We start from the raw sequence: 17076 nt of genomic DNA on the forward strand, positions 1-17076 counted from the left end.
CATGCACGCGTGACGAGAGGAGCATCCATGCCGAACAACACCATCCACTTCGGATTCGCCCAGGGCGAGGTCCTGGTCGTCACCGGCGCCGGCAGCGGGATCGGCCAGGCCGTCGCACTCCGCGCGGCCGAACTGGGCCTCGCCGTCGCCGCGTGGGACCTCGACCGCTCGGCCGTCACCGCGACCGCCGAGCGGATCGGGGACGCGGGCGGCACGGCACTCGCCGTCACCGCCGACGTCTGCGTACCCGCGGATGTCGAGCGCGGCTTCGCCGCGAGCCGCGCACTCGGCACCATCCGGTACCTCGTCAACAACGCCGGCCCGTCGTCGGCGAGCGGCCTGGGCTTCGACGAGGGGGTGCGGATGGCCGTCGGCAGCGTCCAGCTGGTGACCGAGACGTGGTTGTCCGCCGGCGTACCGGAGGGCGCCGCACTGGTGAACGTGTCGTCGGTCGCCGGCAACCTCATGGGCACCGACTCGGCGTGGTACTGCGCGGCGAAGGCGGGCATCGCCGGCTACACCCGGCACCTCGCGACCTACCGCGCGGGCGAGGTGCGCAGCAACGCGATCGCCCCCGGGATGACCGACACCCCGCGGCTGCGGGGGTTCGCCGCCAGCGAGGTCGGGCAGCGCTCGCTCGCGAAGAACCCACTGGGCCGCATGGCCACCGGCGACGACATCGCCTGGGCCACCCTGTTCCTGCTCAGCCCGCTCGCCTCGTACGTCAACGGCGTCTACCTGCCCGTCGACGGCGGGTGGGCGGTGACCCAGTGACCGACGGCGCAGTGACCGACAGCGCAATGACCGACGGCGCAGTGACCGATGCCGCCGGGGACCGGTGGGCGATCCACGACGTGGTGCTGCGGTACTGCCGCGGCGTGGACCGGCTCGACTTCGACCTCGTGCGCTCGGCCTACCACCCGGGCGCGATCGACCACCACACCGGCTTCGACGGACCGGTGGACGACTACGTCGAGTGGGTGCGGCCGCTGCTCGCCACCTACACCGGCACGATGCACCTCGTCGGCAACCACCTCGCCGAGGTGTACGGGACACACGCGGTCGCCGAAACCTACGGGACGGCCGTGCACTGGGGTGAGCCCGCCGCCGATCCGCGGCGGAACTTCGTCAGCGGCTTCCGCTACGTCGACCACCTGGAGAAGCGGGACGGCCGCTGGGCGATCGTCGAGCGGTTCGCCGTGCGGGAGTGGACCCGTTCGACGGTGGGCACGCAGCTCGCCCCCGAGGGCGAAGGCCCGCGCGGCAGGCGGGATGCCGGCGATCCGGTGTACCTGCTGACCCGCCGGGCCGCGACCGCCGGAAGCGCACGGCCCCCGGCGGGGGAACGGTAGCCGCCGGACCTGCCGGCGCTCCCGTGGGGTGGTGGGCCGGGCCGCGCGCGGGCGGTGCCGGGCGGACCGGCCTGCCCGCCCGGAGAGGGCGGGCAGGCCGGCCCGGGCTCACGACAGGCGCTCGATCACGAGCGCCATCCCCTGGCCACCGGCCGCGCACATGGTGACCACACCGGTCTGCGCGTCGACCGCGCACAGACCGTTGATGAGTGTGGTGGTCATCCGCGCACCGGTCATCCCGAACGGATGGCCGAGCGCGATCGCGCCACCGTGGACGTTCACGCGGTCCAGATCGATCCCCAGGTCGTCGCACGACGGCAGCACCTGCGCGGCGAACGCCTCGTTGATCTCCACGAGGTCGAGGTCGGCGACGGTCATCCCGGCGTGCGCGAGCGCCCGGCGCACCGCCTCCACCGGCCCGAGGCCCATGATCTCGGGCGAGAGCGCCGACACCCCGGTCGACACGATCCGGGCGAGTGGCGTGATGCCCAGGTCGCGCGCCCGGTCGGCGGACATCACGATCAGCGCCGCGGCGCCGTCGTTGAGCGGGCAGCAATTGGCGGCGGTGACCGTTCCGCCCGGCCGGAACACCGGCTCGAGCGCGGCGACCGACTCCAGGGTGACGCCCGCACGCGGCCCGTCGTCCGCGGTGACCGTGGTGCCGTCGGGGGTCACGACGGGCGTGATGTCGGTCGCGAAGAACCCGGCGGCGATGGCGCGCTGGGCGTTGTGCTGGCTGCGCACGGCGAACTCGTCCTGCCGCTGCCGGGACACCCCGCGCAGCTGCGCGACGTTCTCCGCGGTCTGTCCCATCGCGATGTACGGGTCGGGCAGCAGGCCCAGCGCACGCGGATCCTGCCACGGCGGTGCGCCGGCCGCCGACCGCGCGGCCGTGCGCGCCTCGGCGTCGGCGTAGCGGGGGTTGTGCGTGCCGGGCATGCCGTCGGACTTCCCGCTGCCGTAGCGCGACACGGTCTCGACACCGGCCGAGACGAACACGTGCCCTTCCCCGGCGCGAATCGCGTGCAGCGCCATGCGGGTGGTCTGGACGCTGGACGCGCAGTAGCGGTGCACGACCGTGCCGGGTACGGTGTCGAGCCCCGCGGCGACGGCGAGCTGGCGGCCGAGGTTGTAACCCTGTTCCCCGGCGGGCTGGCCGCAGCCGACCATGATGTCGTCGATGGTCGCCGGGTCGAGCTCGGGCACCTGTTTCAGCGCGGCCTCGAAGACCTGGGCGAGCAGGTCGTCGGCGCGCAGGTCACGCAGCGAACCCTTGCCGGCGCGGCCGATGGGTGACCGCGTGGCGGCGACGATCACGGCTTCAGGCATGGACCCTCCCAAATTGAACAAGCAAGCGATTGGTCAAGTTAATTCGGGTACGGGCCGTTCGTCAAGGACAACGGGTGCGGACTGCGCGCGAGCAGAGGACTTCCCCACCCGGTGCGGGGAAGTCCGCTGGCTGGCCGGAGCGGCTCAGCGGGCGCTCTCCAGGACGTCCTCCGACGCCGCGTCCGCCTTCTTGGCCCGGATCAGCAGCGACAGCAGGCCGGCCGCGGCCGCGCAGCAGGCCGCCACCAGGAAGACCTGGTGCATGCCGCTGAGAAACGTCTCGTGCGCCGCGTGGCTCACCGTGCCGACGAAGCGCTGCACGTCACCGGAATCCAGGCCGCTCTGCGTCATCTGCTGCCGCAGAGCGTCCTGCACGGCGGGCGGAAAACCGAGCTCGACGCTCTTGCGCAGCTGCTCGTTGCCCGCGACCTGCGCCACCGCATCCGTGTCACCACCGAACGCCGCCGCCAGCGCCCCACCGAACTTCGCCGAGACCACCGAGGCCAGCAGGCTGCCGAACACCGCGATGCCGAGGGTGCCGCCCAGCTGCTGCGTCGACTGCTGGATCCCGGAGGCGACCCCGGCCTTGTCGACCGGTGCGCTGCCGACGATCGCTTCGATGGCCGGGATCATCATGAACCCGGCGCCGAACCCGGCCAGCACCAGCGACGGCGCGAGCGTCACCGTGCCGGATCCGACACCAAGGCGCAGCAGGAGGAGCAGCGAAGCTGTGGTGCAGGCGGCTCCGAGCAGGAGCGTGCCGCGGTTGCCGAGCCGGCCGGTCACGGCGCCGGCGACCGGCGAGGCAACCGTGAAGACCAGCGTCAGCGGCAGCAACGCGACCGCGGCCATCAGCGCGCTCTTCCCTTGGACGCCCTGCAGGTAGAACGTCAGGTAGAACAGGATCGCGAAGAAGGCGAACATGGTCACGATGGTCACGAGGCAGCCGATCGAGAACGAGCGGATGCGGAAGAGGCTCAGCGGGACCATCGGGGCCTTGCTCCGGTTTTCGATGATCAGGAACACGATCAGCAGCACGACACCGAGCCCCATGAAGCCCAGGGTGTTCACCGACCACCAGCCGCTGGACTGCGCCCGGGTGACCCCCCAGATCAAGGTGACCAGCGCGAGGGTGAGCGACATCGCGCCGGGCAGGTCGAGCCGCTGCGGCACCCGCTGCGTCGACTCCTTGATCACGAACACGCCGACGAGCACAGCGACGATGCCGAACGGCAGATTGATGTAGAAGACCCAGGGCCAGCTCGCGTACTCCACGAGGACGCCGCCGAGGATCGGGCCACCGGCCAGCGCGACGGCGGAGACCGAACCGAACCAGCCGAACGCCGTGGACAGCTTTTCCGGGGGGAACGCCGCCCGCAGCACGGCCAGCCCGGCCGGGCCGAGCATGGCGCCGAAGACCGCCTGCAGCACCCGCGCACCGATCAGCATGTCGATCGAGCCGGACAGGCCGCAGAGCAGCGAGGCGAGGGAGAACCCGCCGATGCCGATGAGGAACGCCTTCTTGCGGCCGATCTTGTCGGCCACCAGCCCGGCCGGGATGAGCAGGCCGGCGAGGACGAGCAGGTAGCCGGTGGTCACCCACTGGATTCCCTCGAGACTCGCGTGGAGCGAGGTGGCGATCGTCGGATTCGCCACCGAGACGACGCTGCCGTCCAGCTGGACCACCATGATGCCGAGCGCCACGGCGAGGAGGCTCAGCCATGCCGTGACGGGGGCTTTCACCTCGGCGTCCGCCCCGCCGGCGGACTCACGTCCGCGGGTCTTGCCGCCCACTCGTTCTCCCATTCCTCGACTCCTTGGTCCTGCGGAAAAACTCCCGGATGACTGACGTGGCGCCACTCCTGCGTCGCGACGGTCTGGCGCCAGCCCATCAGATTGTGACGCCATAATGGCACCATGGTGGCTCCATAGCAAGCAGCAAGAGCGGATCTCGCATCCGGTGTCACGCCCGCAGCTACCGAGATTCCGGACCGACAGGGCCCTGACGTGCGACGGGGTAGAGCCAACCCCAGGAGACCCGGGACAGCGGGATGAAATCTGGCGCCACGATGACACCGAAAGTGGCACCAGGACCATGGACCCGGGGCGAGCAGGGACCCTCGCCACCGAGCCCACCAGATCCAGGGTCACGACGCCCGTCACTCAACCGTGCCGGGGCCGGCCACGCCCCGGACCGCGGATGATCCTCGGCGGCTGCACTGTCCGCCGTGCCGCCGGGCGGTCAGGCGCGGCGGATGACGATGTCCCCGGCCGACGTCCGCGCCCGGATCTCCGCCGTCTCGACGCCGGCACGCGGTCCGTCTGAGGCAGTGAGGAGGTTCTCCACCCGGCCGTTGCGGGTGCTGACGTCGACCCGCGCCGACGTGCCTTCGCGGACGCCGAACTCGACGTCGCCGCCACCGGTTTCGAGCACCACCGGGCCGCGGCGCACCTCCCCGACCCGGATCGTCCCGTGGCCGGTCTTCGCTTCCACGGCAGCCTCGGCGTGGTCGACGATGATCGTCCCCTTCGCCCCGTGCACCCGCACCCCCGCGCCTGCCCGGCCGATCCAGGTGTCGCCACCGGCATTGCGGACGACCACCGGACCGTGCACTTCGCCGAGCCGCACGGTGCCGGACCCGACGGTGATCTCGGCCCGGCCATCGGCACACTCGGCACTGACATCGGCCCGGCCGACTTCGACCAGCAGCGATCCGGTGGCATCGAGCTGGACGTCACCGGTCGCGGTCTTGAACCGGCACTCGCCGAGCCGGCCCGTGCTGCGGAACGCCGCCGAGGCCGCGTTGCCGCGGACGTCCGAACCGAGGGGAAGAGCGACCCGCACGTCGAGCGCACCGCCGTGCGCGAACAACCCGGGCTTCGCCGCCTTGACCACGAGCCGGCCGCGGTCGTACTCGACGCGGGCCTGCTCGGCCGCCCGGATGTCGGCCTCGCTGTCCGGGTCACCCGGCCGGACTTCGACCACCGTGTCCACCCGGTCGCTGGCGACGAACCTCGCCTCGCCCGCCAGGAGATCGACCGCGACGGTGATCGGCTCGGGCGTGTCGAAGGCGGGCATTCGTGGTTCTCCTCCGGGTGCTGGTCGTGGGGTCGTGAGCGGTCGCGCTAGTGGACCCAGCCGGAGAAGCGCTGTCCGGCTCGGGAAGCACGGCGTTCGGGTGCGCGCGCACCTGACTGGAGCGTGGCCGAGACGGCCCGGACCAGCCACGCGTTGACCGAAAGCCCTTCCCGTGCGGCGGCCTCTTCGATCCGGGTCTTGAGCTGCTCCGGCGGGCGGAAGTTGATCCGCGCCGTGGCGCCGTCCTCGGCGCTCGCCGGGGCGGGCGCGGCGGTGCCGCTGCCCGGCTCGCCGGAGCCGCGCTCCCCGGCGTCCTCGAGGGAGGTCTCGGGCGGCAGGGTGACCACGAAGCTCGGGTCCAGCCCCCGCAGGCGCAGGTCCACCGAGCCCGGCGCGACGTCACGGGTGATTTCGTCCGCCGCGGCCGAGAGGATGTTGAGGAACGTTAGCCGGGCTGCGGACTCGAGCGGCGCGATCAGACGCTCGGCGAGCGTGCGCACGTCCTCGCCCCCCGCCTCGGCCGCCACCACGAGCTCGTGACGGAGGTTGTCGACGTACGGCGTCAAGTCCATGGCGCCATGCTGGCACACCGGTGAGGGGGCGGCAATCAACGCGCCGCGCCGCCACGCATCGTCCCGCTGGTCGAAGGCGGTCCACCCCGCGCCGCGGTGGCGTCACAAGGGGCAGCTCCGGGCGGGCTTAACCTCACCCGGGCTCCTGCGCACGGCGCCGTTTCTGCCAGGGCCAGCGCCCCTCGAGTTCGACTTCCAGGGAGAAACTGAGGAAGGTGCGCACGGCGACGATCACCGCCAGCACCCCGACGCTGGTGTAGGTCGGGGAGATCGCGACGGTCCGGATGATGTCCCCGGCGACCAGGAACTCCAGCCCGAGCAGGATCGCCCGTCCCAGGCCCTGCCGGTACCGGCGATAACTCCCGGTCAGTTCCTCTCGGGCGGCCAGCCGGCGCAGAAAGCCGGCCGAACCGATGACCGCACCCACGACCATGACCGCGACACCACTGGCATCGACCGCGGTGCCCACGGTCTCCATGACTTCGGTGAACTCCATGGTGGTCCTCGGTCGGGTGCTCAGCGCCGGGCCCGCGGGCCCGGCGCCGGTGTCCTCAGTGGATGTGTTCGCTCACAGTTCCGGAAGCGTGGTGCGCGATGCGTGCGCCGGCTCGTCGTCGTGCACGACGGTCAACCCGCCCTTCGACTCGTAGATCACGTAGCGGATCCCGGCGAGGCTGTGCACACCCCGTTCGCGCAGTGCCTCGTACAGGTCGCCCTCGGTCAGCTGCGCTGTCTTCAGCTGCCGGTGGTCCACGGCGCCGTCCACGACGAGGACCCGCGCCGGGTGGTCGAGCAGGCGCGCCACCCGCGGGACGAACCGCACCCGGGAAATGATGATGTGCGCCACCAGCAGGGTCACCAGGGCGACAGCACCCATCAGGAACGACGTGTCGGCGGCGGTCGCGCTCCGCCCGACGATGGCGCCCGTCGCGATGATCACGACGAGGTCGAAGATGCGCAACTCGGCGAGGGCCCGGCGCGGGGCGAGCCGCAGACCGGCCAGCGCCGTCAACGACAGCATGAGGGTCTTCACGCACACCGCGGGGAGCTCGCCCGTGTGTCCGATCAACCAGTCCGTGTCACTCGTCGCCACCACCCCGTTCCCCTTCCCCGGCCGCCGGAGCCCCCACCGGCTACCCGCACGGACCGCCCTTACGCACCTCCCTACCGGGCGCTCGAGCACCGTCGTGCTGGGGAATGTGGCGCGCGGACGCTGCCGACCGCGATGAGCCCGTCACTGCCGGGCGGCCGCGATGCTGAGGATGTCCTTGTTGCCGTCGGCCCAGGTCGCGGTCATCACCACCTCGTTGATGAGCCAGTGGCCATCCACCCTGGCCAGCCCGAAGCGGTAGGTGCCGCCGAGGGTCCAGCGAGGTGAGCCGAACGTGGTCGCCAGCAGGTGGGTGGCCTGGAACGCGGCGGTGAGCACCGCGGTGTCCCCGTCCACGGTCACCAGGTGGTTGCCGAGCAGGTGCTGGGTCGCGTCGAAGGCGCCGATCAGAGCCGACCACTGGGCTTTGATCTCGTCCGGCGTCTGCGTCCAGGGCTCGCCGCCGTAGATGCTGGTGTAGTCGAGGGTGACCCGATCGGCGAACACCCCGGTGAACCTGTCCCAGTCACGCATGTCGACCAGCCACATCATCCGGGTGCAGGTGTCGATGACGTCGGCGCGGTCCTGGGCGGTGCTCATGGTCTCTCCTCCATTGATCATTGCAGGGGCAACAGGTTGCGGTCGTCGAAGACGCGGCGGGCGATGGCCATGGCGGCGAACACGCGCGGGAACCCGGCGTACGGGATCGCCTGCATGATCGCTTCGACCACGGCCCGTGGTGCGAGGCCGGCGGCGAGCGCGGAGCCGATGTGGGCCTCCAGCTGGGGTTCGACACCCCCGGTCGTGATCAGCGCGCCCAGGATGACCAGCTCGCGCTGGGCGGCGTCGAGACCTGGCCGGCTGTGGATGTCCCCGTAGGCGAATTCGACCGCGAGCCGGCTCAGGTCCGGGGCCACGTCAGCGAGCGCGTCGTAGGCCCGTCGCCGCGGGCCGGCTCCACCGAGCTCCTGCTGGCGAGCCACCCCGCGCCGGAAGCGTTCGGTCATGAGCTCTCCTCTGTTGTTCGTTCGTGCAGGTCACAGCGTGCCGGTCGGACACGACGCGACCCAGATACCTGGTTGTACGGGTACTGGCAGGGCCAGGCTGGGCAGGCATACTGGTGGCGTGGCAGACGTCGGGTTGGGTGAGTTCCTCCAGTCGCGCCGCGCGCGGGTCACGCCGGAAAGCGTGGGGCTGCGCCCCGGGGGCCGGCGCCGCGTGCCTGGCCTGCGCCGGGAGGAGCTGGCACAGCTCGCCGGGATCAGCGTGGAGTACTACCAGCGGCTGGAGCAGGGGCGGGCCGGCCGTCCCTCGGACGAGGTGCTCAACGCTCTCGCCGACACGCTCCGCCTGGACGCGGTGGAGCGCGAGCACCTGCGCGCCCTGGCCCGCCCGCCCCAGCGGGGCGCCCGCTCCCCGGAGTCGGTGCGGCCCGAACTGCGGCGCATGCTCGATCTGATCGACCTGGTGCCGGCGCTGGTGATCAACGACCGGTTCGACGTGCTGGCCGTCAACGGGCCGGCGGGCCGGCTGTTCGGCGAGAAGCAGAACCTCGCGCGCGAGCTGTTCCTGGACCCGGCCGCCCGGGACTTCTACGTGGAGTGGGACGAGGTGGCTGCGGCGACCGCGGCCCAGCTGCGACTGGTCGCCGGCCGGCATCCCGGCGATGCGGATCTCGCCCGGCTGGTGGCCGAGTTGTCCGAGCGGAGCACGGAGTTCCGGCGGCTCTGGAGCACCGGCGATGTGGAGCTGCGGGCGTTCGGGGCCAAGAGCTTCTTGCATCCCGACGCCGGGCTGCTGACCTTCCACTACGAGAACTTCGAGCTGCCCGGCGACGCCCGGCAGCGGCTGATCACCTTCACCCCGGCGAAGGGCAGCACCACCGAGGCCGCGCTGCAGCTGTTGGGAACCGGCGCTGCCGCCACGCGCTGAGGTCCTGGTTCGGGCCGGGCCGGCGGTGGCCGCGCACCGGAAGGCCGCGTGCCGTCGTCAGGACCCGGTGCTCGGCCGGTGCGCGGACAGCAGCGCCTCGGCCGCTGCCCGCGCGTCGGCACCCGCAGCGCGGTCATCCTCACCGCGGCGGACAGGGCGCCGCACGATTCCGGCGAGGGTTCGCTCGTCTGAGGCGCCTCCGGCCGCTACGACTCGAGCTCGTCGAGTAGTTCCCGAGCGTCCACGTCGCCCCACACGGCGCCCCGTTCGAGCACCGCTCGCGCCTCGTCGACGCGATTCCGGCTCAGCAGAAAGCGTCCCAGGGCGTGACTCCAGCCGACTTCGTCGTCATCGAACGCGGCCCAGAATTCCCTCTCCGCGGCCTCGATGTCGCCACGGTGCTTCCACAGGAACCACCCGTACTTCTGATGGACCCGTGGCGCACCGAGTCGAACGCCGTCCCGGAACAACGCATCGGCCTTGGCGAGCTTGCCCAGGTTGGCGTACACGTCGCCGAGTGCCGGATAGACGCCCGGGTACCGCGGAGACAGGTACCGCTCGCCCACGTCCCTCGCCGCCGCCAGATCGTTCAGATCCTCGACGTACAAGGCGATCAGGTTTCCGGGGGCCAGTTCGTCACCGAACTCCGCTGCCCGCCGGAAAATCGCGATGGCCTCGTCCAGATTTCCCTCGTCGCACAGCAGGAGCCCGTAATCGTTGAGTGCTGACAGATCGCCGTGGTCCATTGCTTTTCGATAGGCTTCGTGCGCGGCCGGGTAATCGCCCAGCTCGGTGGCCAGGGAGCCGAGAACCGTGCACAGGTCCACCCGCCCCCGGCCGATGGCCGCCTTCAGCACGGCCAGCGCGTCGCGAGGCCGGGCACCACCGAGCAGGGCATACGCGAGCTCGCGAGGCGCCGAAGGCTCTCCGGCGGCGACGGCCTCCCGGAGCACTTCGATCGCTTCCTCATGAAGGTCCTCGTCGCGCAGCTCGGTACCGCGTCGCGTCAGCGGCTCACCCTGGTGCATCGGTTGCGCGGTCCGTCACGCGATCATGGTACCGGTGCCGCACCTGCGCCCGGCCTCGCGATTCGCGCTCTCGAAACGCAGCCGCGCTCGCGCCGCGGCAGGCGCGCCGAGGCACCGGCCGGGTGTCAGACGTCGGCGACGGCGCGGAAGCCGAGGTTGCCGCTGGAGCAGTACAGGGTCTTCGCGGTCGAACCAGTCGGCGCGCCCCTTCCGCGAAGGCACTGTTGCCGGCCCGGTGACCGAACCGGTCCGCGGCCGGCGCCATCGCCCGGACGTGGTGGTCGCTGGTCACCGGGCCGGTTCGCACGCGCTACCGGCCCGGACGCATGCGCAGCACGGTCGGCCCAAGCCCCTCGTGGCGGGCACCGGCCCTTCGCGGCTTGCTCGCCTCGGCCGTCCGGCCGGTCACCGGCTCTTTTCGCGCTGGAAGAACGACCCGGGCCGCCTCGGCCGGAGGTCAGCCGGCGTCGGACCGGGCGTAGGCCGTGCACTCGCCCAGCGGTGCCCCGGCGCCGTCCAGCAGGCAGACCGACACGAATGCCGCGCCGCCGGGGACGTCGGCGGTGAGGTCGATCCGGAAGGTGCCGATCCGGTCCCCGCACTGGGCACTGGTGCTGCGCTCGTCGAGCCGGCCACCGCCGGAGTTGTAGGCGACGGCGTACGCGCGGCGGCAGCCGCTGCTGCTGAGGGACCGCAGCGTGCCATCCAACCGCACGGACCGCGCATACCAGGTCATGGTGCCTTCGGCGTAGGTGGCTGTGTATTCCACCTTGAAGTGGTTGCTGGGATAGGCCGCAGCGGATGCCTGCGGCACGGCCAGCGCCAGCGCGGTCAGGACGACCGCGCACCCGGGGCCTTCGCACGCCTCGACATGTGGTTCCTCCCCAGTCGGCCGGGGCCGCCCGCGCGGACCGGTTTTGCAGCTTCCCACGCCAATCAAGGTCAAGAATGAGAACCGGTCATTTTCACTTGGACGGGCGCCGGGGACAGCAAGGTCATTTCGGTATTGATCGGCATTTGCGTCGCAGTGAACCGGCTCACCGCGGATACGGACGACAGATCGCCATTTCCGGCGGCTATCCTGGGCGAGCAGCACTGAAGGAGATCACGGGTGAAGCTGAGCGACGACGAACAGCGGAAGCTGGGCGAGCTGGAACGCGCATTGCAGGCAGAGGACCCGGGGCTCGATCGACGTCTCGCCCGGATGCAGCCGGACGGTCCCCCGTCGCTGCTGGCAGTGCTCGTGCTCGCAACCGGTGTCGCGCTCGCGGTGGCGCTGGTGACACTCGGCGACCTGCTCGCTGTCCCGGCGTGCCTGGTGGCCGGCCTGATACTCACCGGCACGGTTCCGGCACTGGCCGTCGTGTGGTGGGCCCGGCGCTACTACTGCCGGTACTGCGCGGGCAAATGGCCCGCACCCGCCCGCTCGTGCCCGCGGTGCGCCCGTCCTACGCCCGCATGAGCGACGGCATTGGCCGGGTGCGTTTCGCCGTACCGGACTAATCTGAGGTGTACGTCACACAAGGATGGCGTCGGCGTGTAGCCGGTTATCCGCGAAAAGGAGTTGTGATGGTACATACGGAGAAGGGTTCGGTGGAAGCGCCGGTCACACCGCAGGTGGATCCTGGTGCGCACATCGCCGATCCGGCCCCGCTGGGCCTTGCCGCATTCGCGATGACGACCTTCGTGCTCAGTGTCTTCAACGCCAAATTGATCAGCAACACCGCACTGGAAGCCGTGGTGCTGCCGCTCGCCCTCTTCTACGGCGGGCTGGGCCAGTTCATGGCCGGCATGTGGGAGTTCCGCAAGGGCAACACCTTCGGCGCGTTGGCGTTCACCTCGTTCGGGGCGTTCTGGCTCTCTTTCGCCGCATATGTGAAGTTCGTCGAGCCCGGACTCGGGGCGAGCGCGGCGACCGCGACCGGGCTCTACCTGCTGGCGTGGACGATCTTCACCGCCTACATGACGGTGGCCGCGGCCCGGGTCAGCGGCGCGGTGCTGGCCGTCTTCGTGTTCCTGACGCTGACGTTCTTGTTCCTCACCATCGGGACGTGGGCAGCCTCGCCGAGCATGGGCAAGGTAGGCGGCTGGCTCGGCCTGGTCACGGCCGTACTGGCGTGGTACGCGTCCTTCGCCGCGGTCACGAACTTCACGTGGAAGCGGAGCGTGCTGCCGCTGTTCCCGCTGTCGTCGGCGCCGCACCGCTGACCTTACTAGGAAGTCCCGGCGCGCACTGTCCGCGCCGGCGTGCCCTTGCGCAGCGGTTGTGGAGCACTCATGACCCTGTCGGATCAACAACGCCGCGAACTCGCCGAGATCGAGCGGGATCTGTGCACTGAGCCGACGTTGTCCACCTTGACCGAGCTCTTCGCCGGCTCACTGCACCACGTCTCGTCCTGGGCCGCCGAGCCTCGAACCCGTACCATCCGGGCCGGACGGCGGATCCGGCTCGTCACACCGGCCGCCGCGACAGCAGCCGTACTGGGAATCGCCGACGCGATCGTGGCGGGCCTGGCCGGCCTGACCACGCCGGTCTCGATCGGTGTCGTCGTGGCGGTCAGCGCGGTCGCGGTGCTCGTCGCGGATCTGCTGTGCCCGGACCGGTCCGCGGCCGCAAACCTGCCCGACCCGTTCCACCGGGGGTGAACCGGCTCCAGACGTGCAACCGCGTGGCCCGTTCCTGTGGGCGAACGATGCCCACAGGAACAGCTCGCGCCACAAACCGGCCCGCGCCGCAGACCGGCCCGCCCAGTCCCGGTGAGCCCAGTCCCGCTGAGCCGCTACCCGGACCGCTCGGCGGCGGCGAACCCGTGGCGGGCATGAGCGCCGTCGCAGAACGGCTTGTTCGCCGATCTCCCGCAGCGGCACAGCAGCTTCGTGCGGCCGGGGCCGAGGTCGTAGACGTTGTTGTCGTGGTCGACCAGGCGGATCGGGCCCTTCACCTGGTACGGGCCATTGTCCACCGTCTTGATCACAACCTCGGGGACGGGCTGACCGGTCATCAGCTCGCGATCCGGTAACCGGCGCCGGTGATCGCCGCCTGGACCTGCTGGTCGTCGATCGGCGCGTCGCTGGTGACGGTGACCTCACCGGTCGCGATGTCGACGTCGACGTCGGTGATGCCGGCCACGCCGGTGACCGCGGAGGTCACCTTGTTCATGCAGCCGGAGCAGGTCATGCCCTCGACGGTGTAGACAGCAGTGCTCATCCATTGCCTCCTCATCAGCGCTACCACGGAGTGACCGGGAGGCCGAGCCGGACACCGGCCCCCGTCCCGGCCACCTCAACTACCCGCGGGGGGTATGTGGATCACGCTAGCACGGGCGCGACCGAATACACCAGGGGGGTATAGGTGTCACCGGGCAGCGGACAGCGCGGACGGCCGCTCATCGCAGCGACGCGCGACCTCCCGCGCCGCCGGCCCAGCGGCCGGAGGCACCGGCCGGACCGTCGGTGGCGGTCGACCCGCGCACGTCGTCCGCGCGGCGCTGCCGGTCCGCTTCCCCGAGGAGATCGTGGCGCACCGCGAACGACGCCGCTTCCAGCCGGGAGTGGACGCCCAGCTTGGTCATCAGCGCCTGCACGTGGCTGCGCACCGTCGTGACGGACACCCCGAGCCGCCGGGCCATGACGTCCGTGCGGAGCCCGTCGACGAGCAGTTCGAGGCATTGCCGCTCGCGCACGGTCAGATACCGCGCGAGCAGCCTCGCTTCCGGATCGGTTTCGGCGTTCTCGCGCCAATGCCGCCGGATCGGCAGGTCGGTCACGAGCTCACCCCGCATGACCTTGCCGATCGCCGTCACCAGGCTCGCGCAGCCACGCGACTTGTGGACGTAGCCGGCCGCTCCCGCCTCGATGGCCGCGACCATCGACTCGATCGTCGCGTCCGCGGTGAGCACGACGATCCTCGTCCGCGGGCTCGCCGCCTGGACCGCCGCGACACCGTCGTGGTGGTCGTGCTCGCCGAACCGGAGGTCCAGCACGCACACATCCGGTTCGTAGGCACGGACGGACGCGACGAGCTGACCGAACTCGTGGGCCGAGACGACCACGTCGATCCCGCTCTTGCGCAGCATCGGGACCATCGCTTCGACGAGCAGGACGTGGTCGTCGCCCACCGCAGCACTGATCATCGGATATCCCTCCCGCTGGCGGTGCCGGTGTCGTCATACCCGTGCGGGGCCAGAGTCACCCGCACCAGTGTGCCCGCCGGGGCGCGTCTTGCGAAGGACACGTGCACACCGAGCTCCCGGCTCAGCTTCCGCACCGCGGCCAGTCCCAGCGTGGCCCACCCGGGCTCGCCCTCGCCGAAACCCGGTCCGTCGTCGGCGATTTCGATCACGATCGGCTGCACGCCGGTGATCCCGACCGAAACCGTGCCGCCGCGGCCGGCCGCGCGGGCGGCATTGCCGAGCAGGTTGGACAGAATGCGCCACAGGATGCCGCCGTCGAGGTCGGTCTCCGGTTCCGGCCCGTCCAGGAGGGTGACCTGCGCCGGGCCCGTCGCATCCGCCTGCTCGGTCAGCTGCGCCAGCAACGCACGCAGCGGGATGGGCTGGCCACCGCCCGCCGGGCGGAACGCCTGCTCGATGAGCGTGGTCAGCATCCGGGTCTGCGTGTGCACGAGTTCGAGTTTCCGCCGCGCGGATGCCGCGGTGAGGTCGTCGGACAACGCGGACTCCACGAGAAAACTGACGGCGGCCACCGCATGCCCGATGTCGTGGATGAGCGCGCGGAGCTCATCAGCGTGCCGGTCCCCCCGCCGTCTGCCCCTGCTCTGCCGCCGGTCCGGAACCGCAGTCATGGTGCCACCTCAAGAACGGCTGTAGCCCTGAGCCGTTTACCCGTTCTGTGGGAGTCGCAAGACTGGTTGAGCGTGTTACTAGATCCACGCGTGCCAGGATCATGGTTGCGGGAACGGGAAATGCGGATCGGCGTTCAACCGTTGCAGCACCGAGAGCAGCTCAGGATGGTCGGTCAGCCGGCCTCCGCCGTAACTCCAGGCGAAGGTGATTTGCCCGCCCCAGTCCGATTTCTGCCATTGGGCGATCATGTGCTCGAGCTCCGCCGCTGTCGGCCAGCGCCACTTGCCGGCGCCGAAAGCCTGGAGCAGAGCCAGATACCGGTGCACACCCGCCGCCCGCAGCGCCGCGATGTAGGCGGGGATCAGGGACCAGTCACACGCCTGGCCGCTACGACAGGGGTAGGGATCCGTGGCGATCACGTCGACGGCGCCGGCGAACGCGTGGAACTGCGCGGGGTCATCGATGTTGGCCAGGGTGAAGTGGCTCGGATCGGGATCGAGTGTCCGGACGAGGCGGGCGCGGGCACGCACGTCGGCCGCCGCGGACGGGCAGGTGCCCGCCGTGTTCGGTTCGTCGGCGAGGAAGTACGCCCCGGTCCGGGGTGAGCCGGCGAGCCGGAATTCGTCGAACAGGGCGGCGATCTGCGCGTCACTCCACGACCAGGTACAGGTCTGGTTGTTGTATCCGCCCAGCCACACCAGGCCCTGCTGTCCCGGTGGCACCGCGGACACCTCCGCGGGCGTGACGTCGACGAGCCGGAATCCGTACTGCGCCGCGGTGTTTTCGATATCGGTGTCCAGAATTGCCGTCAGGAAAGGCGGTTCCGGCGCGGCCGGTGGTGGTGCCGCCGGCGGTGGTGACGCGGACGGGGTCGTGCACGCGGCGGTGAGGATCAGGGTCGCCACGGCAACCGCGGCCGGCCACCGGCGTGCGTGACCACTCAAGCGGCGGGCCGTGCGGGTGGTGCCGTGAACTCGTTCCATCGCCCTGCCAGCATCGGCTCCGGCGCACCCGGTGCCCTCCTGCGTTTGGGGGTGCCGGTCACCTGCAAACGCATGAGGACAGGCCCACGGGCGGCGCCCACGATGTGCCGATGGAGCGGACGCGTGTGTTCTTCGTGGACGACCACCAGGTGCTGACGGACGCCCTGGCCACCTTGCTGGCCGACGATCCGGAGCTGCACGTGGTCGGCCACGGCACCATCCGCGACCCGCAGCTGACCCAGGTGGTCGCCGTGTTGCAGCCCGACGTGATCACGGTCGACGTGGCCGTCGCGGACATGGAGCCGGGCCGGCTGGTCGAGCGGCTGCTGGCCGCGGCACCCGGCGCCCGCGTCGTCGTGCTGACCGCCGCGCACGATCCCCGGCAGGCCACCGATGTCGCGCGGGCGGGCGCCGCGGCCTGGGTGAGCAAGCAGTGCTCGGCCCGGTACTTCGTCACCGTGCTGAGCGGGGTGTGCCGCGGCGAGGCGTTCTTCCCGGCCGACCTGCTCGGCACCGTGCTGCACCAGCTCCGGGAGGACGTCGGCCGCGCGCGGGCGCACAGCAGGCTGCTGGACGTCCTGACCGCGCGCGAGTGCGACGTCCTCACCGGCATGATCGCCGGCTGGTCGAGCGCGCGCATCGCGACGGAGCTGTTCCTGTCACCGCACACCGTGCGCAGCCACATCCGCGCGATCCTGTCCAAGCTCGACGTGCACAGCCGCCTGGAGGCGGTCCAGAAGGTGCGCGCGGCCGGGCTGGCTCCGCCCGACGGAGCCGCCGTGATCGGCCTGCGCGACCACCGGCCCGCATCTGAGGTAACGCATCTACCCCATCGGTAGGAGTCGCCGACCACGGCCCGCGCTTAGCGTCGACATCTGGTCCGCCCGCGTCCCCTGTGAGGTGGTC

At 71.0% G+C, this 17076-nt stretch carries 22 protein-coding genes; 7 read left to right on the forward strand and 15 right to left on the reverse strand.

All coding sequences use genetic code 11. The features are described from left to right. Positions 1–27 precede the first annotated feature (27 nt). Both FHX46_RS16745 and FHX46_RS16750 read left to right on the forward strand, forming a co-directional pair. On the forward strand, positions 28–774 hold the full coding sequence (locus tag FHX46_RS16745) for an SDR family NAD(P)-dependent oxidoreductase (RefSeq protein WP_167115667.1): 747 nt from the start codon (positions 28–30) through the stop codon (positions 772–774). A 26-nt stretch (positions 775–800) separates the two neighbouring features. Beyond that, the gene (locus FHX46_RS16750) at positions 801–1352 is read left to right on the forward strand and encodes a nuclear transport factor 2 family protein (protein ID WP_167115670.1); all 552 of its coding nucleotides are present in this window, start codon (positions 801–803) and stop codon (positions 1350–1352) included. 108 nt (positions 1353–1460) lie between these two features. Here the strand turns inward: FHX46_RS16750 and FHX46_RS16755 are convergent, their stop codons facing one another. The 8 genes from FHX46_RS16755 to FHX46_RS16790 form a co-directional block, all read right to left on the reverse strand. Then, positions 1461–2681 (reverse strand): acetyl-CoA C-acetyltransferase, encoded by a 1221-nt coding sequence (locus FHX46_RS16755; protein WP_167115673.1) that lies wholly within the window; start codon positions 2679–2681, stop codon positions 1461–1463. Between the two features lie 144 nt (positions 2682–2825). Further along, entirely contained in the window at positions 2826–4487 is a 1662-nt protein-coding gene (locus tag FHX46_RS16760; protein ID WP_167115676.1) for an MFS transporter, read from the reverse strand. 436 nt (positions 4488–4923) lie between these two features. Beyond that, positions 4924–5760: a DUF4097 family beta strand repeat-containing protein gene (locus FHX46_RS16765; protein ID WP_167115681.1), complete on the reverse strand. Its 837-nt coding sequence runs from the start codon at positions 5758–5760 to the stop codon at positions 4924–4926. 47 nt (positions 5761–5807) lie between these two features. Continuing rightward, positions 5808–6332 (reverse strand): hypothetical protein, encoded by a 525-nt coding sequence (locus FHX46_RS16770; RefSeq protein WP_167115684.1) that lies wholly within the window; start codon positions 6330–6332, stop codon positions 5808–5810. 133 nt (positions 6333–6465) lie between these two features. Further along, positions 6466–6828: a DUF1622 domain-containing protein gene (locus tag FHX46_RS16775; RefSeq protein ID WP_167115686.1), complete on the reverse strand. Its 363-nt coding sequence runs from the start codon at positions 6826–6828 to the stop codon at positions 6466–6468. 72 nt (positions 6829–6900) lie between these two features. Continuing rightward, a complete protein-coding gene (locus tag FHX46_RS29045; protein ID WP_208400174.1) occupies positions 6901–7428 on the reverse strand; it encodes a DUF421 domain-containing protein in 528 nt (175 codons plus the stop codon). A gap of 138 nt (positions 7429–7566) precedes the next feature. Next, entirely contained in the window at positions 7567–8022 is a 456-nt protein-coding gene (locus tag FHX46_RS16785; RefSeq protein WP_167115692.1) for a nuclear transport factor 2 family protein, read from the reverse strand. A gap of 17 nt (positions 8023–8039) precedes the next feature. Beyond that, entirely contained in the window at positions 8040–8429 is a 390-nt protein-coding gene (locus FHX46_RS16790; RefSeq protein WP_167115695.1) for a carboxymuconolactone decarboxylase family protein, read from the reverse strand. Positions 8430–8547: 118 nt separating this feature from the next. Between FHX46_RS16790 and FHX46_RS16795 the strand changes: the two genes are divergently transcribed. Further along, positions 8548–9354, forward strand: a complete 807-nt coding sequence (locus tag FHX46_RS16795; RefSeq protein ID WP_313886166.1) for a helix-turn-helix transcriptional regulator — start codon at positions 8548–8550, stop codon at positions 9352–9354. 206 nt (positions 9355–9560) lie between these two features. Here FHX46_RS16795 and FHX46_RS16800 read toward each other — a convergent pair whose 3' ends face one another. Together FHX46_RS16800 and FHX46_RS16805 are read right to left on the reverse strand one after the other, a co-directional pair. Beyond that, the gene (locus FHX46_RS16800; protein ID WP_167115701.1) at positions 9561–10382 is read right to left on the reverse strand and encodes a tetratricopeptide repeat protein; all 822 of its coding nucleotides are present in this window, start codon (positions 10380–10382) and stop codon (positions 9561–9563) included. Between the two features lie 457 nt (positions 10383–10839). After that, positions 10840–11313: a hypothetical protein gene (locus FHX46_RS16805; protein ID WP_167115704.1), complete on the reverse strand. Its 474-nt coding sequence runs from the start codon at positions 11311–11313 to the stop codon at positions 10840–10842. A gap of 180 nt (positions 11314–11493) precedes the next feature. Here FHX46_RS16805 and FHX46_RS16810 point away from each other — a divergent pair, with 180 nt between their 5' ends. From FHX46_RS16810 to FHX46_RS16820, 3 genes are all read left to right on the forward strand, one after another. Further along, entirely contained in the window at positions 11494–11844 is a 351-nt protein-coding gene (locus FHX46_RS16810) for a DUF3040 domain-containing protein (RefSeq protein WP_167115706.1), read from the forward strand. Between the two features lie 107 nt (positions 11845–11951). Next, positions 11952–12590 (forward strand): acetate uptake transporter, encoded by a 639-nt coding sequence (locus tag FHX46_RS16815; RefSeq protein WP_167096717.1) that lies wholly within the window; start codon positions 11952–11954, stop codon positions 12588–12590. A 69-nt stretch (positions 12591–12659) separates the two neighbouring features. After that, on the forward strand, positions 12660–13028 hold the full coding sequence (locus FHX46_RS16820) for a DUF3040 domain-containing protein (RefSeq protein ID WP_167115709.1): 369 nt from the start codon (positions 12660–12662) through the stop codon (positions 13026–13028). A gap of 134 nt (positions 13029–13162) precedes the next feature. Here FHX46_RS16820 and FHX46_RS16825 read toward each other — a convergent pair whose 3' ends face one another. The 5 genes from FHX46_RS16825 to FHX46_RS16845 form a co-directional block, all read right to left on the reverse strand. Next, the gene (locus FHX46_RS16825; protein WP_167115711.1) at positions 13163–13384 is read right to left on the reverse strand and encodes a CDGSH iron-sulfur domain-containing protein; all 222 of its coding nucleotides are present in this window, start codon (positions 13382–13384) and stop codon (positions 13163–13165) included. Beyond that, positions 13384–13590, reverse strand: coding sequence for a heavy-metal-associated domain-containing protein (locus FHX46_RS16830; RefSeq protein WP_167115714.1), 207 nt, complete (start codon positions 13588–13590; stop codon positions 13384–13386). The genes FHX46_RS16825 and FHX46_RS16830 overlap by 1 nt, the downstream gene beginning before the upstream one ends. 178 nt (positions 13591–13768) lie before the next feature. Further along, positions 13769–14515, reverse strand: coding sequence for a response regulator (locus FHX46_RS16835; RefSeq protein WP_167115717.1), 747 nt, complete (start codon positions 14513–14515; stop codon positions 13769–13771). After that, positions 14512–15186 (reverse strand): ATP-binding protein, encoded by a 675-nt coding sequence (locus tag FHX46_RS16840; protein ID WP_167115720.1) that lies wholly within the window; start codon positions 15184–15186, stop codon positions 14512–14514. The genes FHX46_RS16835 and FHX46_RS16840 overlap by 4 nt, the downstream gene beginning before the upstream one ends. 99 nt (positions 15187–15285) lie before the next feature. Further along, positions 15286–15885 carry a hypothetical protein gene (locus FHX46_RS16845; RefSeq protein ID WP_167115723.1) on the reverse strand — a complete coding sequence of 200 codons (600 nt, stop codon included), beginning with the start codon at positions 15883–15885 and terminating at the stop codon, positions 15286–15288. Positions 15886–16280: 395 nt separating this feature from the next. On the opposite strand from FHX46_RS16845, the gene FHX46_RS16850 reads away from it, so the two are divergent. After that, complete coding sequence (locus FHX46_RS16850) at positions 16281–17009, forward strand: LuxR C-terminal-related transcriptional regulator (protein WP_167115726.1); 729 nt, start codon at positions 16281–16283, stop codon at positions 17007–17009. The last annotated feature ends 67 nt before the right edge of the window (positions 17010–17076 follow it).

Source organism: Amycolatopsis viridis (genome assembly GCF_011758765.1).
Classification (GTDB): domain Bacteria; phylum Actinomycetota; class Actinomycetes; order Mycobacteriales; family Pseudonocardiaceae; genus Amycolatopsis_E; species Amycolatopsis_E viridis.